Genomic DNA, 17,305 nt, shown 5'->3' with positions numbered 1-17,305 from the left:
AATATCTTACCGAATTTTCGGTCAAGACTCTATTTATTCCTATGGCTTTCACCAATATCCGCGATTGATGAAAACCATAAATATCAATTATTACTAGCGAGCGCGGTAAAGCAAATAACTTCCGGCACCAAACATTAACAAGATAGGCACGAGCACAAACCATGCTGGAGATGGAGAATAAACCAAGCTCGCATAGCCCAAGAAATCCTGTAAATAATAGAAACTCAAACCAATAAACAATGCGATCACCAAACGGAAACCCATTGATTGTTGGCGTAACGGTCCAAAAATAAAAGAACACGCCACGAGAACTAATGCGATAAGTGAAAATGGCGAAGCAACTTTTTGCCAGAAAGCCAATTGGTAAGTCTTTGGCACCTGACTATATTCATCCATATAACGCATAAAGCTAATCAGTTGGCTTGGTGATAGATCTTCAGGATCTAAAGTCACCATATGCACATATTTAGGCTGTAATGCTAAAGCAAGCGATTGCTCTTCATGATCAGTTTTGATGGCATTTCCTGCCGCCAAAATGTCCATTTGTTCAGCTTTTTTCAAAGCCCATTGACCATTTTTAATGAACTGTCCTTGCTGAGCATTAATTAATGATTGCAAGTAATAGTTCTGGTCAAAGTCGACCACTTGAATATCTCTTAAATTGCCCTGAGAGTTAGCATAGTCGATATAGATAAATCGCTGCCCTTCACGGGACCAATACCCTTTAACTTCACCTAAAGCAGCTACAGAACGATGGCTTTTAACACTTTGTGCTTTTTCATTGGTATAAGGGATAACCCATTCACTTAAAGCAAACGACAAAATAATAAGCAGTAAAGCTGAGCGCATCACCCAACCGACAATACGCCATAAGCTAACACCCACTGAACGCATAACAATGAGTTCACTACTTGTTGCCAATGAACCTAACCCAATCACAGCCCCGATCAAGGCAGAAATAGGTAAAATTTCATAGAGATAGCGAGGAGCTCCCCACAAAACATAGATGAGAGCCTGCCATGCGTTATAGTCTGGTTTAAGCTCACCCAACTCGCCAAGATATGTAAATAAGACCTGTAGAATGGACAAAACAACTGTGGTGCCAAACATCGCAAGCGCAGTGGTTTTCGTCACATATTTGGCGACTATTCGACGTGCTAACATTATAATTTCACTCGCTTGATCTGTTTCTTGATTTTTGGTCCTAACTTTTGCTTACGTGAGAATAAGGCAGCTGCAACGCCGTAAACAACTAACACGGCAGGATAAGCCCAAATATCGAGTTCTTCTTTACTAATACGAGTCTTGATTGCAATCATTAATACAATCAGACTGGAAAAAATAAAAATCGCCGGAATAAGACGGTAATAACGGCCTTGTCGTGGACTCACCTCAGACAATGCCACTGATAGCATTAACGCAATAACAATGGTAAATGGCCCAAATAAACGCCATCCCAACTCACTTCTAATGACTGGATCATTCGTTTTCGAAAAAAGTTTTGTTGTTGATAGAGCCTCTACATCGCCACTTTCAAACTTAACGTCTTTGTCATTTTCTAAACGTAGACGATAAGATTGAAACTCTGCTTGTGTATATTTTGGTTGTCCCGGGAATATTTCATAACGACGGCCTTGTACCAAATCAACGACATTGGCGGTGTCATTTGCAACTTCTACTCGAGTCGCTTCTTTTGCCAAAATCATAACATCTGGCTTATCTTCTTTAGCAGCACGCTGATAAAAGAAAATGTCTTTCAAATTCTTTCGGTCTTCTGACAATGAACCTGCATAGATCGTATATGGACCAGAAGAAATAAATTCTCTTGGCCGAACCAAATCGAAACCTGTACGCACTGCTTGTGTAGTTGTCAGCTTTTCAAACTCACGTAGTCCCCATGGCGTCATCCAGAGCATAAGCACAGACTGACACACCATATAAACAAGTGTCATTGGAATGAGTAATCGGGCTAATTGATGACGGCTAACACCACTGCCATTTAATACCGCCATTTCATGGTCAACATATAAACGACCAAACACCAACATTAAACCAATGAAAAAACCTAGTGGTAAAATAAGTGTTAAAAATTCAGGCAAACGGTATCCAATGATGCTAAACAAGATACCAGCATCTAAACGCCCCTGTGCCGCCACACCAAAGTATTTGATCAGACGACCACCCATCATGATTAAGGTCAATAAGGAAATGACCACCAATGAGGTAGAAACAACTTGCTTGACGAGATAACGCCGAATAATCAAAGTAATACTTCCAAAAGGCTAATCGGGACGTGTGCTAGTTTACCCGAATGTTAAAAATATAAAACCGCACATTGCAACGCTATGCTTGAAAGTGTTTCAATGTTTTAATCCAACATAACTTTCTATAGGCAATCACGGCAGCCATGAAATTTACAACTTATACAACTTTTCCCGAACAGACATCTAATGAATCTTTGTGGGTTTTAGTTGATTCAGAACAGCTACAAAGCAACATCAACACATATCAAATCAATAACCTAGAAAGCGTTCTTACTGCCACCCAATTCAAAGGCAACTTCAATGAAACTCTGCCTTTATTCGGTCAGATTTCAAATCAACCTCATGGCCAATTACTTGGCTTAGGAAAAACAGCTGAACTTCAGGCGGTTAAGCTCGCTAAACTTGCCCAAACCATTATCAAATCGACACAAAATAAATTTAAGCATATCGCGATTGATATTGCTGCGTTACCTGTCGAATACCATTATTTATTCGCTTTAAGCTTAACTCAAGCAGCTTATGGTTATGATGAGTTTAAATCGAAAAAAAATGAATTTGTGTTACAACAGGTTGATTTAATTAGTTCAACGACTAGCCTCGATGAAAAACAACTGGCTTTAGTGCATGCCGTACAGTCTGGTCAGTCGTATGCACGTGACCTCGGAAACCGTCCAGGTAACATTTGTTTCCCTGAATATTTAGCAGAACAAGCATTAGCTTTAGCTGCAGAATTCCCTGACTTACTCAAAGTTACTGTCTTAAATGAGCAGCAAATGGCTGATTTAGGCATGTATGCTTTTCTTGCAGTCAGCAAAGGATCTGAACGTCCGGGTCGTATCGTAACACTCGAATACCAAGCTGGAATTGATCAAGCACCTGTTGTACTTGTCGGTAAAGGCGTTACTTTTGATACAGGCGGCATTTCTTTAAAACCAGGCCTAGGCATGGATGAAATGAAGTTCGACATGTGTGGTGCTGCCTCTGTTCTAGGGACTATTCGTGCACTATGCGAAGCGAAACTTCCGATTCATGTCGTTGGAGCAATTGCAGCTGCAGAAAACATGCCTTCAGGTAAAGCAACCCGTCCGGGCGACATCGTGACAACAATGAGCGGACAAACTGTTGAAATCTTAAATACTGATGCCGAAGGCCGTTTAGTACTGTGTGACACATTGACCTATATCAAACGCTTCAATCCAGCAGTTGTGGTCGATATTGCGACCTTAACAGGTGCATGTGTAGTCGCTTTAGGCAAAGTGCTTAGTGGTTTGTTCTCACCTGATGATGCTTTAGCAGCTGAACTTCAACAAGCGGGTGAGCAATCATTTGACCGTGTATGGCGTATGCCAGTGATTGAAGATTATCAAGAATTACTTGATTCACCATTTGCGGATATTGCAAACATCGGTGGACCATATGGCGGCGCAATTACGGCAGCATGCTTCCTTGAACGCTTTACACGTGAGTATCGCTGGGCTCATTTAGATGTAGCAGGAACAGCATGGTTATCTGGTCCAGCTAAAGGTGCAACAGGTCGCCCAGTACCATTACTCATGCAATTTTTAGCGAATCGTGTAAATACGAATGGCTAAAGTTAGTTTTTATCTGTTTGAAACCAGTGAAGAACGGCAAGTCGATAGTGCTTGCCGTTTATGCCGAAAGATTTTGCAGAAGCATCCTAAAATCTGGTGGTATTGCCCAGATGTGCAGCTACAACAAAATCTTGATGAAAGATTATGGGATTTCGACCCTGTAAGTTTCATTGCGCATGGGATTGATCAAGCTGAAGCTGCTGTATGTATTTCGGCTAAACAACCGCTTGAACAAGGCTTATTGGTATTTAATTTTAACAATCATGCACTTGAACAAGTTGATCATTTTAGCCACATTATAGAAATTGTTGAAAATAATGAAACAGCCAAGCAAATTGGTCGAGAAAAATTTAAAATGTATCGCCGTTTGGGTATAGAACCGCGGACCTTTAAATTATAACGCGCTAAAATGTAAATACTGTTGAACAAAGGAGAAGCATGGTGGCATTAAATGTCGGGCAAGATTTTAAAAAAAGATGGTTAAATGCGCCTGAAGCTGTCCGTCATGCCTATCAACAGGATCTGGCACGTATTTGCGATTTATTAGAACCTCAAACTCCGATTCAGCTTTGGGTTTTAAATGATGAAAAAGCGCAGTTAGAATCGCAGCAAAAAATTGAACAAGCTTACGCGGACCTCAAGGCAGAGCTTATTGAGCAAGCACGTATTCGTCGTCAGCTTGCTTTAGAGAAAGCACTTGCTGATAAACGAGCGTTAGAAGCGGCCTATGCTGCCGAATTGCAAGCAGACGAAATTCGTCAATTTAGTGAACAGACTGAAGCGCTTCAAACCATTCGCAGTCAGTTAGAACAAGAAGTTACAGAGCAAACTGCACGTTATCAGAAAAACCCTGAAACACCAGCAGTCAATTACTCTTCTGGCGTAAAACTTAGTATTACCGATGATCAAATTTTATCTGAGCTTGAAAGTTTACGCATTCGTTTAGAACTTGAAGCTGAGAACTTAATTGAAGAGTCTGTAACGGCTTTCCGTGCCAAACTACAGTCGGCAGCTCAAGAAGAAGTTGAATATATCTTAAAAAATTCTAAGTTTTCTGATGAAAAATAGAAAAGTAAACTTTTAAAAGCCTCTTTGTCATAAAACTGACACTTATTTGTCACAAAATAGACACAAATATTATTCTTATAGATCAAATGATTATAAGAATAAAAAGTAGTGGTTTTAAGATAATTAATGAGGGTAAGAGATGGACATTCTGCATCAGATTTCAAAGCAAGTTGAACAGCTTAATCAGGGCGAGCAATGGACTTTTTCGGCACAAGAATTTTATATGAGTCATAACGATTTTAATTCGCTTTCAATCTTGCTGACACGAGCGTCGGAAAAAGGTGAGTTTTCAATTACACGTACTCAGCATACTAAACCATGGGTCGGCACACATTCGGTTACTCTGACTAAGCATTAATTTTTAAAAATAAAAAAACCGGAACATATGTCCGGTTTTTTTATTTTGATGACCTGGCTTTTATTTTAAAAAACCATTCTCGGCTAAAAAAGCCATACTAATATTTGACTCGTTTTTTTGTTCAGCTGCTTTATCACCTAGCAATAAACGCTCGATATAACGTGCTAAAACATCAACTTCAAGATTTACTTTACTGCCTACTTGCCACGTTCCAATATTCGTACGTTCTGCTGTGTGGGGAATTAAATTCAAGCTTAAAATATTTCCACGCAAGTGGTTAATCGTTAAGCTAATACCATCAACGGTTACAGAACCTTTTTCCGCCAAATATTTAGCAAGTTCTGTCGGCGCTGTTACTTCATAATAGATTGAACGAGCATCTTCACGTACTACAGTAATTTCACCTACGCCATCAACGTGACCACTTACAATGTGCCCGCCAAAGCGCGTGGTCGGTAACATTGCCTTTTCAACATTGACACGTTGCCCAACTTTCCAGTGACCCAAAGTCGTTCGATTTAAACTTTCACGAGAAACATCCGCTGCGTACCAGTTATCGCCCCATTCAATCACTGTGAGACAAATACCATTGGTTGCAATTGAGTCACCTAAATGTACATCAGACATATCCAGATCAGTCTGAATACGTAGACGTACATCACCACCTACACTTTGCAGGCTTTCAACTTTACCTAAACTTTCAATAATGCCTGTAAACATGGCTCAATCTCCAAATCTTTTTACACTGCTTAAATTGCAGCGCTTACCAAAGTGCGAGCTGTGTACTATTACCTGAAGTATCTACACCACCTAGCTCAGCGAAGTGGTAAAGCTGGCCTAATAACTGACGTAATGGTGGTCCTGACTTGGCATGAGTATCAGTAATCACAATAAACTCAAGCACGCGTGCACGTTCAGACTGTCGTTGTTTACTCACTCGATAACGCGGAACATCTTGAGTTAACAAGGTAACTTTACCCCGCTCCAGATTAGCCATAAGCAAATCTTTCGGCTCGATATTACCATCAGTTGAATAACTGGTCAGAATATAGCGTGCATTGATCGTTGAGAGTAATTTCTCATACGCATCTTTTGCATGTTTAGAAGAGTTATATGGACTTGGACGCTCTTTACGCCATGCTCTATCAATACCACTCTTATAACCTTTGGTATCTGGTGAAGGTAAATCCACCTGATCCCATAAAGTTAATGCATTTAAAACATGGTAATTACTACTATATGCGTGTTGGTTATATGGTGGATCAAGATAGGCAACATCGACTTCAAAACCGCTCATTTGATTTGCTAGATGTTGTGAATCTACACACCACATTTCAGCAGCCGGACGTTTACGATCACCAATCTCACAAAAACGGCTCGGTGTTAACCAAAGTAATGACTCAATTCGTTCTAACGCAGTTTGAGTACGTCCACCCCACCCTTGGTGGAAGCTTTTAAATACGCCACTCGTGTTACTGACAAAACTAGCTGAATAGAGCAATGGTGCGAGCAAAGCACTCATCTCTACATCATTAATTGCACCTTGCGCCTGCCATGTTGCAATTTGCTGACGAATTGCATCGATACGCATACCATTACGACGTTTAAAGAATAAACGGTCACGAGTTGGATCGTATACATCATCGTTACGTGGACAAAGGTTATGCGTTACCCAACCTTTAACTTCAGGTAAGCGATTTAAATAGTCGATTGCCTTTTGATAGCCACCTAGTTCTTTAAAAGCAGGCGCATCTACACAAGCTAAAATCGCATGATTTAAAGCATGGCTATAAGGTTCCCAGTCATTCGCAATCACACGGTAACCATTTTGACGTGCTAAACGAGACACAACGCCACTGCCGGCAAAGAAATCGGCAAAAATCGGTGGATTCTTTTTCTTGCTATTCAGTGTCCCTGTAATTTCGAGGGCTTCTAAAATTAGATGGAGCAATCGGCGCTTGTTACCCAAGTACGGCACAAGCTGATGGAAAAGATATTCGTCTGTCGTACGGGCTGCATGACGACGTTTGTGATAAACCGAAGGCTCTGAATTCATACTTTCTCTTGCGTAGGGATTAACCTTAAGCGTATATCTTGATCAATTTGTGTCACATCAAGAAGTGTAAAACGAAGTTGCTCTGCCATATATTCAAATTCTGCATTGAACATGGCCCTTGCACTTTTCCCCAATAATGTCGGGGCAATATAACTGATCAATTCGTCCACCAAACCTTCTTGCAAAAAGGCAGTAGACAATGTTGCGCCAGCTTCAACCAACACATCATAAATTTGATGTTGCTTAGATAGGGTCTGTAACAGTATTTTTAAAGGCTGAATTTCTAATTGTATCACGCCTAAATCAGCAAGTTCTTGACGATACGGGCCCATAACCATCACAGTTTCAGGATTCTCTAAGATCTTAGCGTTAAGTGGCAAACGTCCTTGGCGATCTAAAACAACACGCTTTGGCTGAGCAACCGTCTCGATATCAACATTATGGAGTGAACGCACGTTAAGCTGACAATCATCAGCCATCACAGTTTCAATGCCAGTAATTACAGCTCCTGAAATCGCACGCCAGTGTTGTACATCTTGACGGGCAGCAGAGCCGGTAATCCACTTCGACTCACCTGACGCCATTGCGGTACGCCCATCTAAACTTGAAGCAACTTTTAAACGTACATAAGGCATGCCTGTAGACATTGCTTTTAAAAAGCCTTGATTAAGTTTTGATGCTAAATCTTCACAAATACCGACTTTTACTTCAATTCCAGCATTTTTTAAAATCTGAACACCCTTACCCGCAACCAATGGATTGGGATCAGGACAAGCAACCACTACTTTTTTAACTTGGGCTTTTACTAATGCTTCAGCACAAGGAGGGGTTCTACCATAGTGTGCACATGGTTCAAGCGTAACGTAAGCCGTTGCGCCTTGTGCATTTTCACCCGCCTCGCGTAAGGCAAAAACCTCAGCGTGTGGTTGACCTGCTTTAGGATGAAAGCCTTTACCAATTAACTGATCATCTTTGACAATGACACAACCAACATTTGGATTAGGCTTGGTCGAATAAAGTCCTCGTTTGGCAAGTTCAATGGCTTGCTGCATCCAATACTGATCTTGTTTCAACTCAGACATAAAAATCTCAAATGATTAATGTTCACGTTGCTGCATTTGCTCAATTTGACGGCGAAACGCTTCAACATCCTGAAAATCTTGATAGACAGAAGCAAATCGAACGTAAGCAACATGGTCAAGGGCAAATAAAGATTGCATGACGATTTCGCCAATTGTTCTAGATTTCACATCGCGCTCACCTAGACGGCGAATCTGCAACTGAATGTCACTTAAAACTGTTTCGATCTGCTCTTGTGTGACCGGACGTTTTTGCAAAGCATGCATTAACGAACGACGTAATTTAGCCTCATCGAAAGGTTCATTTTTTCCATTCGATTTGATCACACGGGGCATTACCACTTCATAGCTTTCAAAAGTGGTAAAACGTTCACCACAACTTACACACTCACGACGTCGACGAATCTGACAGCCTTCGGCGGCTAAACGTGAATCGATGACTTTACTATCTGCGGCGTTGCAAAATGGACAATGCATAGCGGATTTATAGGGTCGATTACTTTGACCTAGTGTAGCAAAATTTCTACACTTACAGAACCAGCATTCTATAAGACAGAAAAACAGTCCTGAGCAAGATCAAAGCATCGCTTTGATCACAGCGCAAGACTGTTCTTTTAAGACAGCAGATTATTAATGATGATTATTCAATACGTTCGCCATGTTGGCTTAAATCCAGACCCATGCGTTCATCATCAGCGTTCACACGGATACCGATCACAAGATCAATCACTTTAAGAATAATGAAAGTCGCAACACCACTGTAAACCATGGTTGCCAATACGCCTTCAACTTGTACCCATAATTGACCAGCGAATGTTGGAGCTAATGCAACGTTGGCTGCTTTAATAATTTCGTCACTATAGAATACGCCAGTTAAAATCGCACCGACAATACCACCTACAGCATGTAAACCAAACGCATCCAAAGCATCATCGGCTTTAAGTAAACGTTTAAGTGCTGTAATACCCCAGAAGCACACAACGCCACCAATAAGGCCCATCACTAAAGCACCGCCTACCCCGACAAAACCTGCTGCTGGTGTAATCACAACTAAACCAGCTACCGCACCAGAAGCACCACCTAATACAGATGCTTTACCACGGATCATACGTTCAACAACTAACCAAGAGAATGCAGCAGCGGCAGCAGCAACTTGGGTCACTAAAATTGCCATACTTGCACGAGCACCAGCGCCTAGAGCACTACCACCGTTAAAGCCGAACCAACCCACCCAAAGTAAGCTTGCGCCGACTACAGTTAAAGTCAGGTTATGCGGAGCCATAGATTCACGGCCAAGGCCAATACGTTTTCCAAGCATATAAGCAGCAACTAAACCTGCAACACCTGAGTTGATGTGTACAACTGTACCACCAGCAAAATCTAATGCGCCTGCTTTAAATAACCAGCCATCTGCCGCCCACACCCAGTGAGTAATTGGTGCGTATACTACCAGCACCCAAACTGCAATAAAAACCATAAAAGCTGAATACTTCATACGGTCTGCAATAGAACCGCTAAGAATTGCAACTGTAATGATGGCAAAAGTCATTTGGAAAATAACAAAGAGACTTTCAGGAATTGTCCCACTCAATGCATCAAACGCCACTCCGTTTAGCATCGCTTTAGACAAATCACCAAAAAATGCACCTGTGCCAGAGAACGCGATTGAATACCCAGCAATCACCCATAGCAAACTTACCAAGATTGCAGCTGAGAGACTGAACATCATCGTACTTAGTACATTTTTTTTACGTACCATACCGCCGTAGAATAATGCCAATCCTGGAATGGTCATTAATAAAACCAATGCGGTTGAAACTAAAATCCAAGAGGTGTCACCCGTATCAAGAGTGGGTGTCGGTGCTGGAGCTGCCGGAGTTTCAGCAACTGGTGCTTCCGCCGTAGTTACAGCAGCTTGAGATGTTGATGCAGCCGCAACTTCCGATGTTGGCGTTGTTACAGCTTCTTCTGCCCAAACGGCAGTACCACCCAAAAGAGCGCCTGATAGACTGAGCGCCATAAGTATTTTTTTCATTCGTGTCCCCCAACCTCATTTGCGAGTTATTTTCTACTCAGCAAGCTTTGTGCCAATTTAGACAGCATCCGGTCCAGTTTCACCCGTACGAATACGGATTACTTGTTCCAGGTTAGTCACAAAAATCTTACCATCGCCAATTTTTCCAGTGCTTGCTACACGGGTAATTGATTCAATTACCGCGTCAACCATTTCATCACTAATCGCAATCTCGATTTTTACTTTAGGTAAGAAATCAACCACATACTCTGCACCACGGTAGAGTTCTGTATGCCCTTTTTGACGACCAAAACCTTTAACTTCAGTTACGGTAATCCCTTGTACACCAATGTCAGAGAGTGCTTCACGCACATCATCCAATTTAAACGGTTTTACAATTGCAGTTACAAGCTTCATGTTTGTTTCCTTCGGCTTCTTTTCACCAGTAAGGTTTTATGTTCAATTTTCATGCCAATATTTCAAAGGTTGAGGGAAATGAATCTTTTGCATGAACTTTCTTTATAACCTATTTAATGATCAAGATGTAGATGAGCTACTAAAAATAAAATGAATTTTCAGTATTGTTATATGCTGATTTAATGTTCTATTTGCACTAAAAGAATTGAAACCTATATCCCACGTTCAAGCAGTGTTAAACTATAAACCATAAGGTAATACAACACTTTGGATATCTCATGCTAGAAACATTACTACAGGCCATTCTGGAACAAATTGATGAGCCTAAAAAAGATTTGGAAAAAAATTTACGTGCATTATTAAATGAAGCAGTCGAAAAGTTAGATCTTGTTTCCAAACAAGAGATTGACCGTCAAAAAACTGCACTTCAATCTGCCAATCAACGTTTAGCAGAGCTACAAAAACAAGTGACTCTATTAGAAGAAGCTTTAAAGAATAAAAAATAAGCACCAATGTAGCGCACTTATACTTTACAACGATTAAAAATGAAGCACCATAATGGAACAATAAGATGTCTTTTTCTAAAATTTATACACGGGGACTTTTGGGTTTACATGCGCCTCTGATTGAAGTCGAAGTACATGTGAGTCAAGGCTTACCTTCACTTACCATTGTAGGCTTAGCCGAAGCAGCAGTAAGAGAAAGTAAAGACCGAGTTCGCTCAGCTATTATTAACAGTGGATTTCAGTTCCCGACTAAACGCCTGACCATCAACCTTGCACCAGCAGATTTGCCCAAAGATGGTTCACGCCTAGATTTACCGATTGCTATCGGCATTTTAATTGCGTCTGGTCAGCTCCCAGAAAACTGTGCCGAAGATTTTGAATTAATTGGTGAATTAGCGCTGGATGGTCACGTAAGGCCAGTGTCAGGCACTTTAACTTTGGCAATGGCATGTCAACAGGCCAAGCATAAAATGCTTTTTCCCCTTGATAATAGTCAGGATATTAGCCATTTACCGGACCTTGAATGCTACCCGGTGAACCACTTAAAAGAAGTCTGTGAACATTTTCTGGGCACGAAATCTCTATCTTCGATTGAACCTGTAATCACCTCAAACCAAATGCCTTATAAATTTGATCTGGCAGATGTAAAAGGTCAGCTACGCCCACGTCGTGCACTAGAAATAGCTGCCGCCGGAGGACATTCCTTGCTCTTTAAAGGACCACCAGGCACAGGTAAAACTTTACTCGCTTCACGTCTTCCCTCAATTTTACCGCCGCTTTCTAATCAAGAAACACTTGAAGTTGCGAGTATTTATTCTATTTCAAATACACCACATACGTTTGGTCAGCGCCCATTTCGAGCGCCCCATCATACAGCATCAGCGATTGCACTCGTTGGGGGCGGTTCTCATCCTAAACCGGGCGAAATTACATTATCGCATTTAGGTGTGCTATTTTTAGATGAACTTCCTGAATTTGACAGAAAAGTATTAGAAGTCTTACGCCAGCCACTTGAGTCAAAAGAAATCATTATTTCACGAGCAGCTCGGCAAATTACCTATCCTGCAAACTTCCAGCTGATTGCAGCGATGAACCCCTGCCCATGTGGTTATGCATTTAATCAAGATAGCCGCTGCCAATGTTCACCAGAAAGCATTAAACGCTATCAAAATCGTATATCGGGACCGTTACTTGACCGTATCGATTTACATATTGATGTACCGCCTTTAAAAGCTCAGGAACTACAAGATCCAACGCCTACCGAAGACTCCAGCAGTGTTCGACAACGTGTGATTTATGCTTATAACCAACAAATGCAAAGACAAAATTGTTTAAATCAAGCGCTTTCACCGAAGCAACTTGAGCAATATGCAGTACTTGATAGCACTTCACAACGAATGATTGAAATGGCTCAGCAACGTTTAAATCTATCGGCTCGTGCTTATCATCGTGTTTTACGAGTAGCGCGGACCATTGCTGATTTAGCTCAAAGTGAGATGATTCAAAGTCCTCACCTTACAGAAGCGCTCTCTTATCGAGGCAATCATTCTTAAAAATAAAACAGCGGATTACGAGTCCGCTGTTCCTTGGTTAAGAACTTGATTTAAGGTTTCAATTAAACTAGTAATTTCTTTCTCTGATAAAGCAGCAAAACCCAAGCGAATACAATGATTAGAAGACTCGATTTTTTTAAACTTATGCTCTGTATCAATATTGAGTTCTTTTAACTTTATAAGCTGATCTTGAGTAAATGGTTTCTCGAATTTTACCCATAAGGCCATTCCACCCGCAGGCGGTTGTATGTGAACACTCTCTGCAAAAATTCGGTGAAACTCAGTTAACGCATGGTCACGGCGTAGTTGATATATTTTTTTCATTTTGCGGATGTGTCGTTTGATTTCACCACGTTGCATTAAATCCGCTAAAGCAAGTTCGGTAATGTTATTACCTTGTCGGTCAATCAACAGAATATCTTCGGTAATCGATTGAATGATTGGTGATGATGCTATGATGTAACCTAAGCGAATGCCGGGTGCAAAAACCTTAGACAATGAACCAACATGAATGACTAACTCAGAATGAGGCAAACTTGCTAAGGGCGGCATAGGCCGACTGTCATAGTGGAATTCGTGGTCATAGTCATCTTCAATAATATAAAAGCCCCTTTTTTTTGAAAGCTCCAAAAGTTGAAGACGACGGCTCATAGGCATCGTGACAGTTGTAGGATATTGATGATGCGGAGTTGTATAAATGGCAGCAACCAAATGTTCTTTTAAAATCCGTTGTAAATCCTCAATGACAATACCTTGTTCGTCTAATTTGACAGAAACCACTTGAAAGCCATTTGACTGAAATGCTTTAAAAGCAGATGGGTAGTAAAGCTCTTCAACAACAATAACGCCCTGTCGATTAGGTAATGCACGAGAGGCTAGAAAAATTCCCATCTGGCTACCACGTACAATACAAATCTCATCTTTGGCAACATTCATAAAACGTTCCATCGACAACATTTGTTGTAAAGCCTGTCTTAGCTCAACCATACCTCGCGGGTCACCATATCCCATGTACTGGTTTTGCGTAATTTTAATCAGTGCGTGACGATAGGCCCGTGAAAATAGTTCATAGGGAATAAGCCTCGGATCTGGCACACCATCGTTATGTGGGCGTTGAATCACTTTTTGAATGATTGGTTTATCATTAACTTTTTTCTCAGATATCAGCTCTATTTGAAGCTGTTTTTCTGGCAAAACATCTGCCACAAATGTACCTTTTCGAGGTCGAGTCACAAGCCATCCTTGTGCTTCTAATTCTTCATAAACTGCTTGTACAGTTTTTCGATTAATTCCTAGTTCTTTTGACAGGCTACGAGACCCCGGCAGCATAGTCCCCTGCACTAAACGGCCACTTAAAATTTCCTGACTAATCAAGTTAGTCAGTTTTAGAAAAACCGTTTTTTCTTCTCTTTCATCGATACGGAAATGTATTTGCCAAGGTCTTAGCATATTCGCCCCATCTGGACCATATAACTTATAAAAACTGGATGTATTGATTCATCCAGTTGTTTTCTATTCTGCCTTCACCTACTTAATTTGGTCAACTGGACTGGAGAAGAGATGAAGACTGCTTCTGTGAACAAACAAGACCTAATGCAACACGCACAACAAGACATGCAAAAGTGGATTAGCGACTCAGATTTAACTGACCGCCAAAAGCTTGCATTGACTTGCCGTATTTTATTTGACCATGGGCATGATGCTGGTTTAGCAGGCCAAATTACCTGCCGTAGTGAAAATAAAGAGTCATTTATTACCCAACGTTTTGGTTTTGGTTTTGATGAAATTACTGCCTCAAACTTACTTGAGGTGAATCAAGATTTAGAACCAATCAATCAAGAAGGAATGGCAAACCCAGCCAATCGTTTTCACACATGGATTTATAAAGAACATCCAGAAGTGAACTGCATTATCCATACACATCCTACCCATGTAGCGGCTCTATCGATGTTACAGATTCCACTTATGATTTCCCAAATGGATGTTTGCGCACTTTACGAAGACTGCTCATTTGTAGGTCATTGGCCTGGTGTCCCTGTAGGTAATGAAGAAGGTATTTTGATTTCTTCTGCACTTGGTAAAAACCGCGCTGTTTTGCTGTCTCACCATGGTCAATTAGTCACAGGGAAAACCATTGAAGAAGCATGTAACTTGGCGCTTTTAATTGAGCGCGCAGCTCAACTGCAACTGCTAGCGATGTCTGCCGGACAAATTCAGCCGATCCCCCACGATTTAGCAACAGAAGCACATGACTGGGTGTCTACCGATAAACGCAACAAAGTGAACTTTGCTTACTACGCACGTAAAGCTTTGAAAAAACATTCTGACTGTATTTAAAAAGAGATTTCGACCATGAAACTAAACGGCATTATTGGTTACCCTGTTACCCCATTTTCTGATGACAACACCGTTAACCTTGTTGTTTTAAAGGAAATGCTAGATTTACTTATTAAAAATGGCTGTGATGCGATTGCACCTTTAGGCAGTACAGGTGAAAGCGCTTATCTTGAATGGGATGAGTGGTGCTTAGTTGCTAAAACTTCAATTGAAAGCATCAATAAACGTTTACCTGTCATTATTGGGATTTCTGAACTCACGACGGATCAAGCCATTAAAAAGGCCCAAATTGCACAAAGCTATGGTGCAGATGCACTGATGATCATTCCTGTTTCGTACTGGAAACTAACAGATCAAGAGATTTTTGAATATTATCAAGCGATTGCTCAATCAACGAATTTGCCGATTATGATTTATAACAACCCTGCGACTAGTGGTGTTGATATGTCTCCAGAGTTAATCGTGCACATGTTTAACAGCATTCCAAATATCACGATGGTAAAAGAAAGTAGCGGCGACATTCAGCGTATGCATAAAATTCAAGAGTTATCAAAAGGAGAGCTTCCATTTTATAACGGATGTAATCCTCTAGCTTTGGAAGCTTTATGTGCTGGAGCAAGTGGTTGGTGTACAGCAGCGCCAAACTTATTAGGCCATCGACCTCAACAGCTCATTCAACATGTAAGAAATGGTGAGTTAGAACAAGCCCAAAAGTCATTTTATCAGCAGCTTCCTCTACTACGCTTTATTGTAAATGGTGGTTTACCTAAAACGATTAAAGCAGGTTTGCAGCTAAAAGGTATTCCTGCAGGTTCACCACGTAAGCCTCTGTCCAAAGCTGCGGATATTGAGCTTAACCAGTTAAAGCAGCTCCTTTCTGAAATCGATAATTAATAAAAAAGCGGGTTTATTTACCCGCTTTTTTTTAAAACTCAAACTTAGAATGTTTTAGTTAAACTAAACACTAAACCTGTATCGTAAGGTTTTTTACCAGCATCAGTCATGCCAGAAGTGCTAATGTCTGTACCTACAACATCTAGCTCAGCAACAATACCCAAGATGTTATAGTTTACGCCGACTTTATAATCAATATAGCTATCGTCTTCACCTGGTCCACCTGCAACTACAAGTAAAGAATCTTTATTTTTAAGCTTGTTATAACCAACAGAAGCAAGTCCCGTAAAACCTGTGTCTGCAATTGGTGCTGAATAACCCACGTTAAAATACCAGAACTCATCAGAGTGGCCCCAGTAATCGTTAGAATAGTTCACACCTACACTGAGTGCATCTCCTTTAAACAAAGAGTCTGCAAACGTTAATTTCCCGTAAAACTCAGTGAAGTCAAAACCAGTATCACCGTTGTATGGGTTAGTAAATTTTGAGTCAGAACCAATATAACCATAATGGATCACACCAACATCATAAGTCGGCGCCAGTGTGTCTGACAGTTTTAAGGTATTAGTATAACCTAATGAAATATCAGTTTCAGTTGAAACACCAGGTGTATTAAAGTCAACGCTAGAACCCCAAAGCGCAACATAAGCACCTGACTTATGAGAAAAAGTAAAACCACCTTGAATAGCTGGGTTATTTGATGATTGAGTAACGCCACGGAAGCGATAGTCTGTGGTCGCTGCCACACTACCTGTTGCCGTGATTCCGTAAAAAGATGGTGCATCTTCAGCCATAGCCATGGTTGAACCTGCTGCAAAGATACTAAGACTCACGGCCTTAAGTGCAAATTTCATCATTTTGATCTCCCCCACAATGAATGCACGATTTATATGAATTAAATAAATTGTGTTGGTTAAGCTTTAGCAATTGCTGTGCCAATTCCATCTTTGCTATCGATGCACTTCACTAATTTTGAAATCAAACTTGTTCTACAATTAAAATCTTGCTTATTTCTTATAAAAAAATATTTATAAAAAACAAAAAAATAAAACAAAATTATTTTGGTGTTAAAAATGATAAACATACGAAAACCCCTTATCGGAAACTAATTACCGAGATGAGAAGTATCCATTTGATGTACGTAAATTTTCTATTTAAACCTAGAGT

18 protein-coding genes are annotated in these 17,305 nt (G+C 40.7%); 8 read left to right on the top strand and 10 right to left on the bottom strand.

All coding sequences use genetic code 11. The features are described 5' to 3' along the window. Nucleotides 1-93 precede the first annotated feature (93 nt). Together lptG and lptF are read right to left on the bottom strand one after the other, a co-directional pair. Nucleotides 94-1,164, bottom strand: a complete 1,071-nt coding sequence (lptG, locus tag HUN22_RS01075) for an LPS export ABC transporter permease LptG (protein WP_174726188.1) — start codon at nucleotides 1,162-1,164, stop codon at nucleotides 94-96. Further along, nucleotides 1,164-2,264: an LPS export ABC transporter permease LptF gene (gene lptF, locus HUN22_RS01070; protein WP_174726187.1), complete on the bottom strand. Its 1,101-nt coding sequence runs from the start codon at nucleotides 2,262-2,264 to the stop codon at nucleotides 1,164-1,166. Before lptF ends, lptG begins: the two co-directional genes overlap by 1 nt. Before the next feature lie 143 nt (nucleotides 2,265-2,407). Between lptF and HUN22_RS01065 the strand changes: the two genes are divergently transcribed. The 4 genes from HUN22_RS01065 (at nucleotide 2,408) to HUN22_RS01050 (ending at nucleotide 5,282) form a co-directional block, all read left to right on the top strand. Then, nucleotides 2,408-3,856 carry a leucyl aminopeptidase gene (locus HUN22_RS01065; RefSeq protein ID WP_081175515.1) on the top strand — a complete coding sequence of 483 codons (1,449 nt, stop codon included), beginning with the start codon at nucleotides 2,408-2,410 and terminating at the stop codon, nucleotides 3,854-3,856. After that, nucleotides 3,849-4,256 (top strand): DNA polymerase III subunit chi, encoded by a 408-nt coding sequence (locus HUN22_RS01060; RefSeq protein ID WP_174726186.1) that lies wholly within the window; start codon nucleotides 3,849-3,851, stop codon nucleotides 4,254-4,256. Before HUN22_RS01065 ends, HUN22_RS01060 begins: the two co-directional genes overlap by 8 nt. Before the next feature lie 38 nt (nucleotides 4,257-4,294). Next, nucleotides 4,295-4,924, top strand: a complete 630-nt coding sequence (blhA, locus tag HUN22_RS01055) for a cell division protein BlhA (protein WP_174726185.1) — start codon at nucleotides 4,295-4,297, stop codon at nucleotides 4,922-4,924. A 139-nt stretch (nucleotides 4,925-5,063) separates the two neighbouring features. Next, complete coding sequence (locus tag HUN22_RS01050) at nucleotides 5,064-5,282, top strand: hypothetical protein (RefSeq protein ID WP_174726184.1); 219 nt, start codon at nucleotides 5,064-5,066, stop codon at nucleotides 5,280-5,282. 60 nt (nucleotides 5,283-5,342) lie between these two features. Here HUN22_RS01050 and HUN22_RS01045 read toward each other — a convergent pair whose 3' ends face one another. From HUN22_RS01045 to glnK, 6 genes are all read right to left on the bottom strand, one after another. Beyond that, nucleotides 5,343-6,002 carry a riboflavin synthase gene (locus tag HUN22_RS01045; protein WP_174726183.1) on the bottom strand — a complete coding sequence of 220 codons (660 nt, stop codon included), beginning with the start codon at nucleotides 6,000-6,002 and terminating at the stop codon, nucleotides 5,343-5,345. 43 nt (nucleotides 6,003-6,045) lie between these two features. Further along, nucleotides 6,046-7,338 (bottom strand): DNA adenine methylase, encoded by a 1,293-nt coding sequence (locus HUN22_RS01040; RefSeq protein ID WP_002121221.1) that lies wholly within the window; start codon nucleotides 7,336-7,338, stop codon nucleotides 6,046-6,048. After that, entirely contained in the window at nucleotides 7,335-8,420 is a 1,086-nt protein-coding gene (ribD, locus tag HUN22_RS01035; RefSeq protein ID WP_174726182.1) for a bifunctional diaminohydroxyphosphoribosylaminopyrimidine deaminase/5-amino-6-(5-phosphoribosylamino)uracil reductase RibD, read from the bottom strand. Before ribD ends, HUN22_RS01040 begins: the two co-directional genes overlap by 4 nt. 15 nt (nucleotides 8,421-8,435) lie before the next feature. Next, complete coding sequence (nrdR, locus tag HUN22_RS01030) at nucleotides 8,436-8,894, bottom strand: transcriptional regulator NrdR (RefSeq protein ID WP_000543541.1); 459 nt, start codon at nucleotides 8,892-8,894, stop codon at nucleotides 8,436-8,438. 163 nt (nucleotides 8,895-9,057) lie between these two features. Continuing rightward, nucleotides 9,058-10,452: an ammonium transporter gene (locus HUN22_RS01025; protein WP_016144094.1), complete on the bottom strand. Its 1,395-nt coding sequence runs from the start codon at nucleotides 10,450-10,452 to the stop codon at nucleotides 9,058-9,060. Nucleotides 10,453-10,509: 57 nt separating this feature from the next. Further along, complete coding sequence (gene glnK / locus HUN22_RS01020; protein WP_000780326.1) at nucleotides 10,510-10,848, bottom strand: P-II family nitrogen regulator; 339 nt, start codon at nucleotides 10,846-10,848, stop codon at nucleotides 10,510-10,512. A 278-nt stretch (nucleotides 10,849-11,126) separates the two neighbouring features. Between glnK and HUN22_RS01015 the strand changes: the two genes are divergently transcribed. Together HUN22_RS01015 and HUN22_RS01010 are read left to right on the top strand one after the other, a co-directional pair. Continuing rightward, complete coding sequence (locus HUN22_RS01015) at nucleotides 11,127-11,354, top strand: accessory factor UbiK family protein (protein WP_174726181.1); 228 nt, start codon at nucleotides 11,127-11,129, stop codon at nucleotides 11,352-11,354. A gap of 65 nt (nucleotides 11,355-11,419) precedes the next feature. After that, the gene (locus tag HUN22_RS01010; RefSeq protein ID WP_174726180.1) at nucleotides 11,420-12,907 is read left to right on the top strand and encodes a YifB family Mg chelatase-like AAA ATPase; all 1,488 of its coding nucleotides are present in this window, start codon (nucleotides 11,420-11,422) and stop codon (nucleotides 12,905-12,907) included. A 15-nt stretch (nucleotides 12,908-12,922) separates the two neighbouring features. On the opposite strand, the gene HUN22_RS01005 is transcribed toward HUN22_RS01010, so the two are convergent. Next, on the bottom strand, nucleotides 12,923-14,356 hold the full coding sequence (locus HUN22_RS01005) for a PLP-dependent aminotransferase family protein (RefSeq protein WP_174726179.1): 1,434 nt from the start codon (nucleotides 14,354-14,356) through the stop codon (nucleotides 12,923-12,925). A gap of 111 nt (nucleotides 14,357-14,467) precedes the next feature. Here HUN22_RS01005 and HUN22_RS01000 point away from each other — a divergent pair, with 111 nt between their 5' ends. Continuing rightward, nucleotides 14,468-15,244: an aldolase gene (locus tag HUN22_RS01000; protein WP_174726178.1), complete on the top strand. Its 777-nt coding sequence runs from the start codon at nucleotides 14,468-14,470 to the stop codon at nucleotides 15,242-15,244. 15 nt (nucleotides 15,245-15,259) lie between these two features. Beyond that, on the top strand, nucleotides 15,260-16,138 hold the full coding sequence (locus HUN22_RS00995) for a dihydrodipicolinate synthase family protein (RefSeq protein ID WP_174726177.1): 879 nt from the start codon (nucleotides 15,260-15,262) through the stop codon (nucleotides 16,136-16,138). 44 nt (nucleotides 16,139-16,182) lie between these two features. Here the strand turns inward: HUN22_RS00995 and HUN22_RS00990 are convergent, their stop codons facing one another. Next, the gene (locus tag HUN22_RS00990; protein WP_174726176.1) at nucleotides 16,183-16,995 is read right to left on the bottom strand and encodes a TorF family putative porin; all 813 of its coding nucleotides are present in this window, start codon (nucleotides 16,993-16,995) and stop codon (nucleotides 16,183-16,185) included. Nucleotides 16,996-17,305: the final 310 nt, after the last annotated feature.

The organism is Acinetobacter lactucae (assembly GCF_013344765.1).
Lineage (GTDB): Bacteria > Pseudomonadota > Gammaproteobacteria > Pseudomonadales > Moraxellaceae > Acinetobacter > Acinetobacter lactucae_A.
The sequence above is the reverse complement of the archived record's forward strand: the minus strand, read 5'-3'. Positions and strand labels throughout refer to the sequence as shown.

Bases quoted from the DNA above. Each gene is read 5' to 3' on its own strand.
- HUN22_RS01000 (WP_174726178.1), top strand. From the start codon at position 14,468: ATGAAGACTGCTTCTGTGAACAAACAAGACCTAATGCAACACGCACAA.
- HUN22_RS00990 (WP_174726176.1), bottom strand. From the start codon at position 16,995: ATGATGAAATTTGCACTTAAGGCCGTGAGTCTTAGTATCTTTGCAGCA.
- HUN22_RS01015 (WP_174726181.1), top strand. From the start codon at position 11,127: ATGCTAGAAACATTACTACAGGCCATTCTGGAACAAATTGATGAGCCT.
- HUN22_RS01040 (WP_002121221.1), bottom strand. From the start codon at position 7,338: ATGAATTCAGAGCCTTCGGTTTATCACAAACGTCGTCATGCAGCCCGT.
- HUN22_RS01025 (WP_016144094.1), bottom strand. From the start codon at position 10,452: ATGAAAAAAATACTTATGGCGCTCAGTCTATCAGGCGCTCTTTTGGGT.
- glnK (WP_000780326.1), bottom strand. From the start codon at position 10,848: ATGAAGCTTGTAACTGCAATTGTAAAACCGTTTAAATTGGATGATGTG.
- HUN22_RS01010 (WP_174726180.1), top strand. From the start codon at position 11,420: ATGTCTTTTTCTAAAATTTATACACGGGGACTTTTGGGTTTACATGCG.
- HUN22_RS01065 (WP_081175515.1), top strand. From the start codon at position 2,408: ATGAAATTTACAACTTATACAACTTTTCCCGAACAGACATCTAATGAA.
- HUN22_RS00995 (WP_174726177.1), top strand. From the start codon at position 15,260: ATGAAACTAAACGGCATTATTGGTTACCCTGTTACCCCATTTTCTGAT.
- HUN22_RS01060 (WP_174726186.1), top strand. From the start codon at position 3,849: ATGGCTAAAGTTAGTTTTTATCTGTTTGAAACCAGTGAAGAACGGCAA.
- nrdR (WP_000543541.1), bottom strand. From the start codon at position 8,894: ATGCATTGTCCATTTTGCAACGCCGCAGATAGTAAAGTCATCGATTCA.
- HUN22_RS01050 (WP_174726184.1), top strand. From the start codon at position 5,064: ATGGACATTCTGCATCAGATTTCAAAGCAAGTTGAACAGCTTAATCAG.
- HUN22_RS01005 (WP_174726179.1), bottom strand. From the start codon at position 14,356: ATGCTAAGACCTTGGCAAATACATTTCCGTATCGATGAAAGAGAAGAA.
- blhA (WP_174726185.1), top strand. From the start codon at position 4,295: ATGGTGGCATTAAATGTCGGGCAAGATTTTAAAAAAAGATGGTTAAAT.
- lptG (WP_174726188.1), bottom strand. From the start codon at position 1,164: ATGTTAGCACGTCGAATAGTCGCCAAATATGTGACGAAAACCACTGCG.
- HUN22_RS01045 (WP_174726183.1), bottom strand. From the start codon at position 6,002: ATGTTTACAGGCATTATTGAAAGTTTAGGTAAAGTTGAAAGCCTGCAA.
- ribD (WP_174726182.1), bottom strand. From the start codon at position 8,420: ATGTCTGAGTTGAAACAAGATCAGTATTGGATGCAGCAAGCCATTGAA.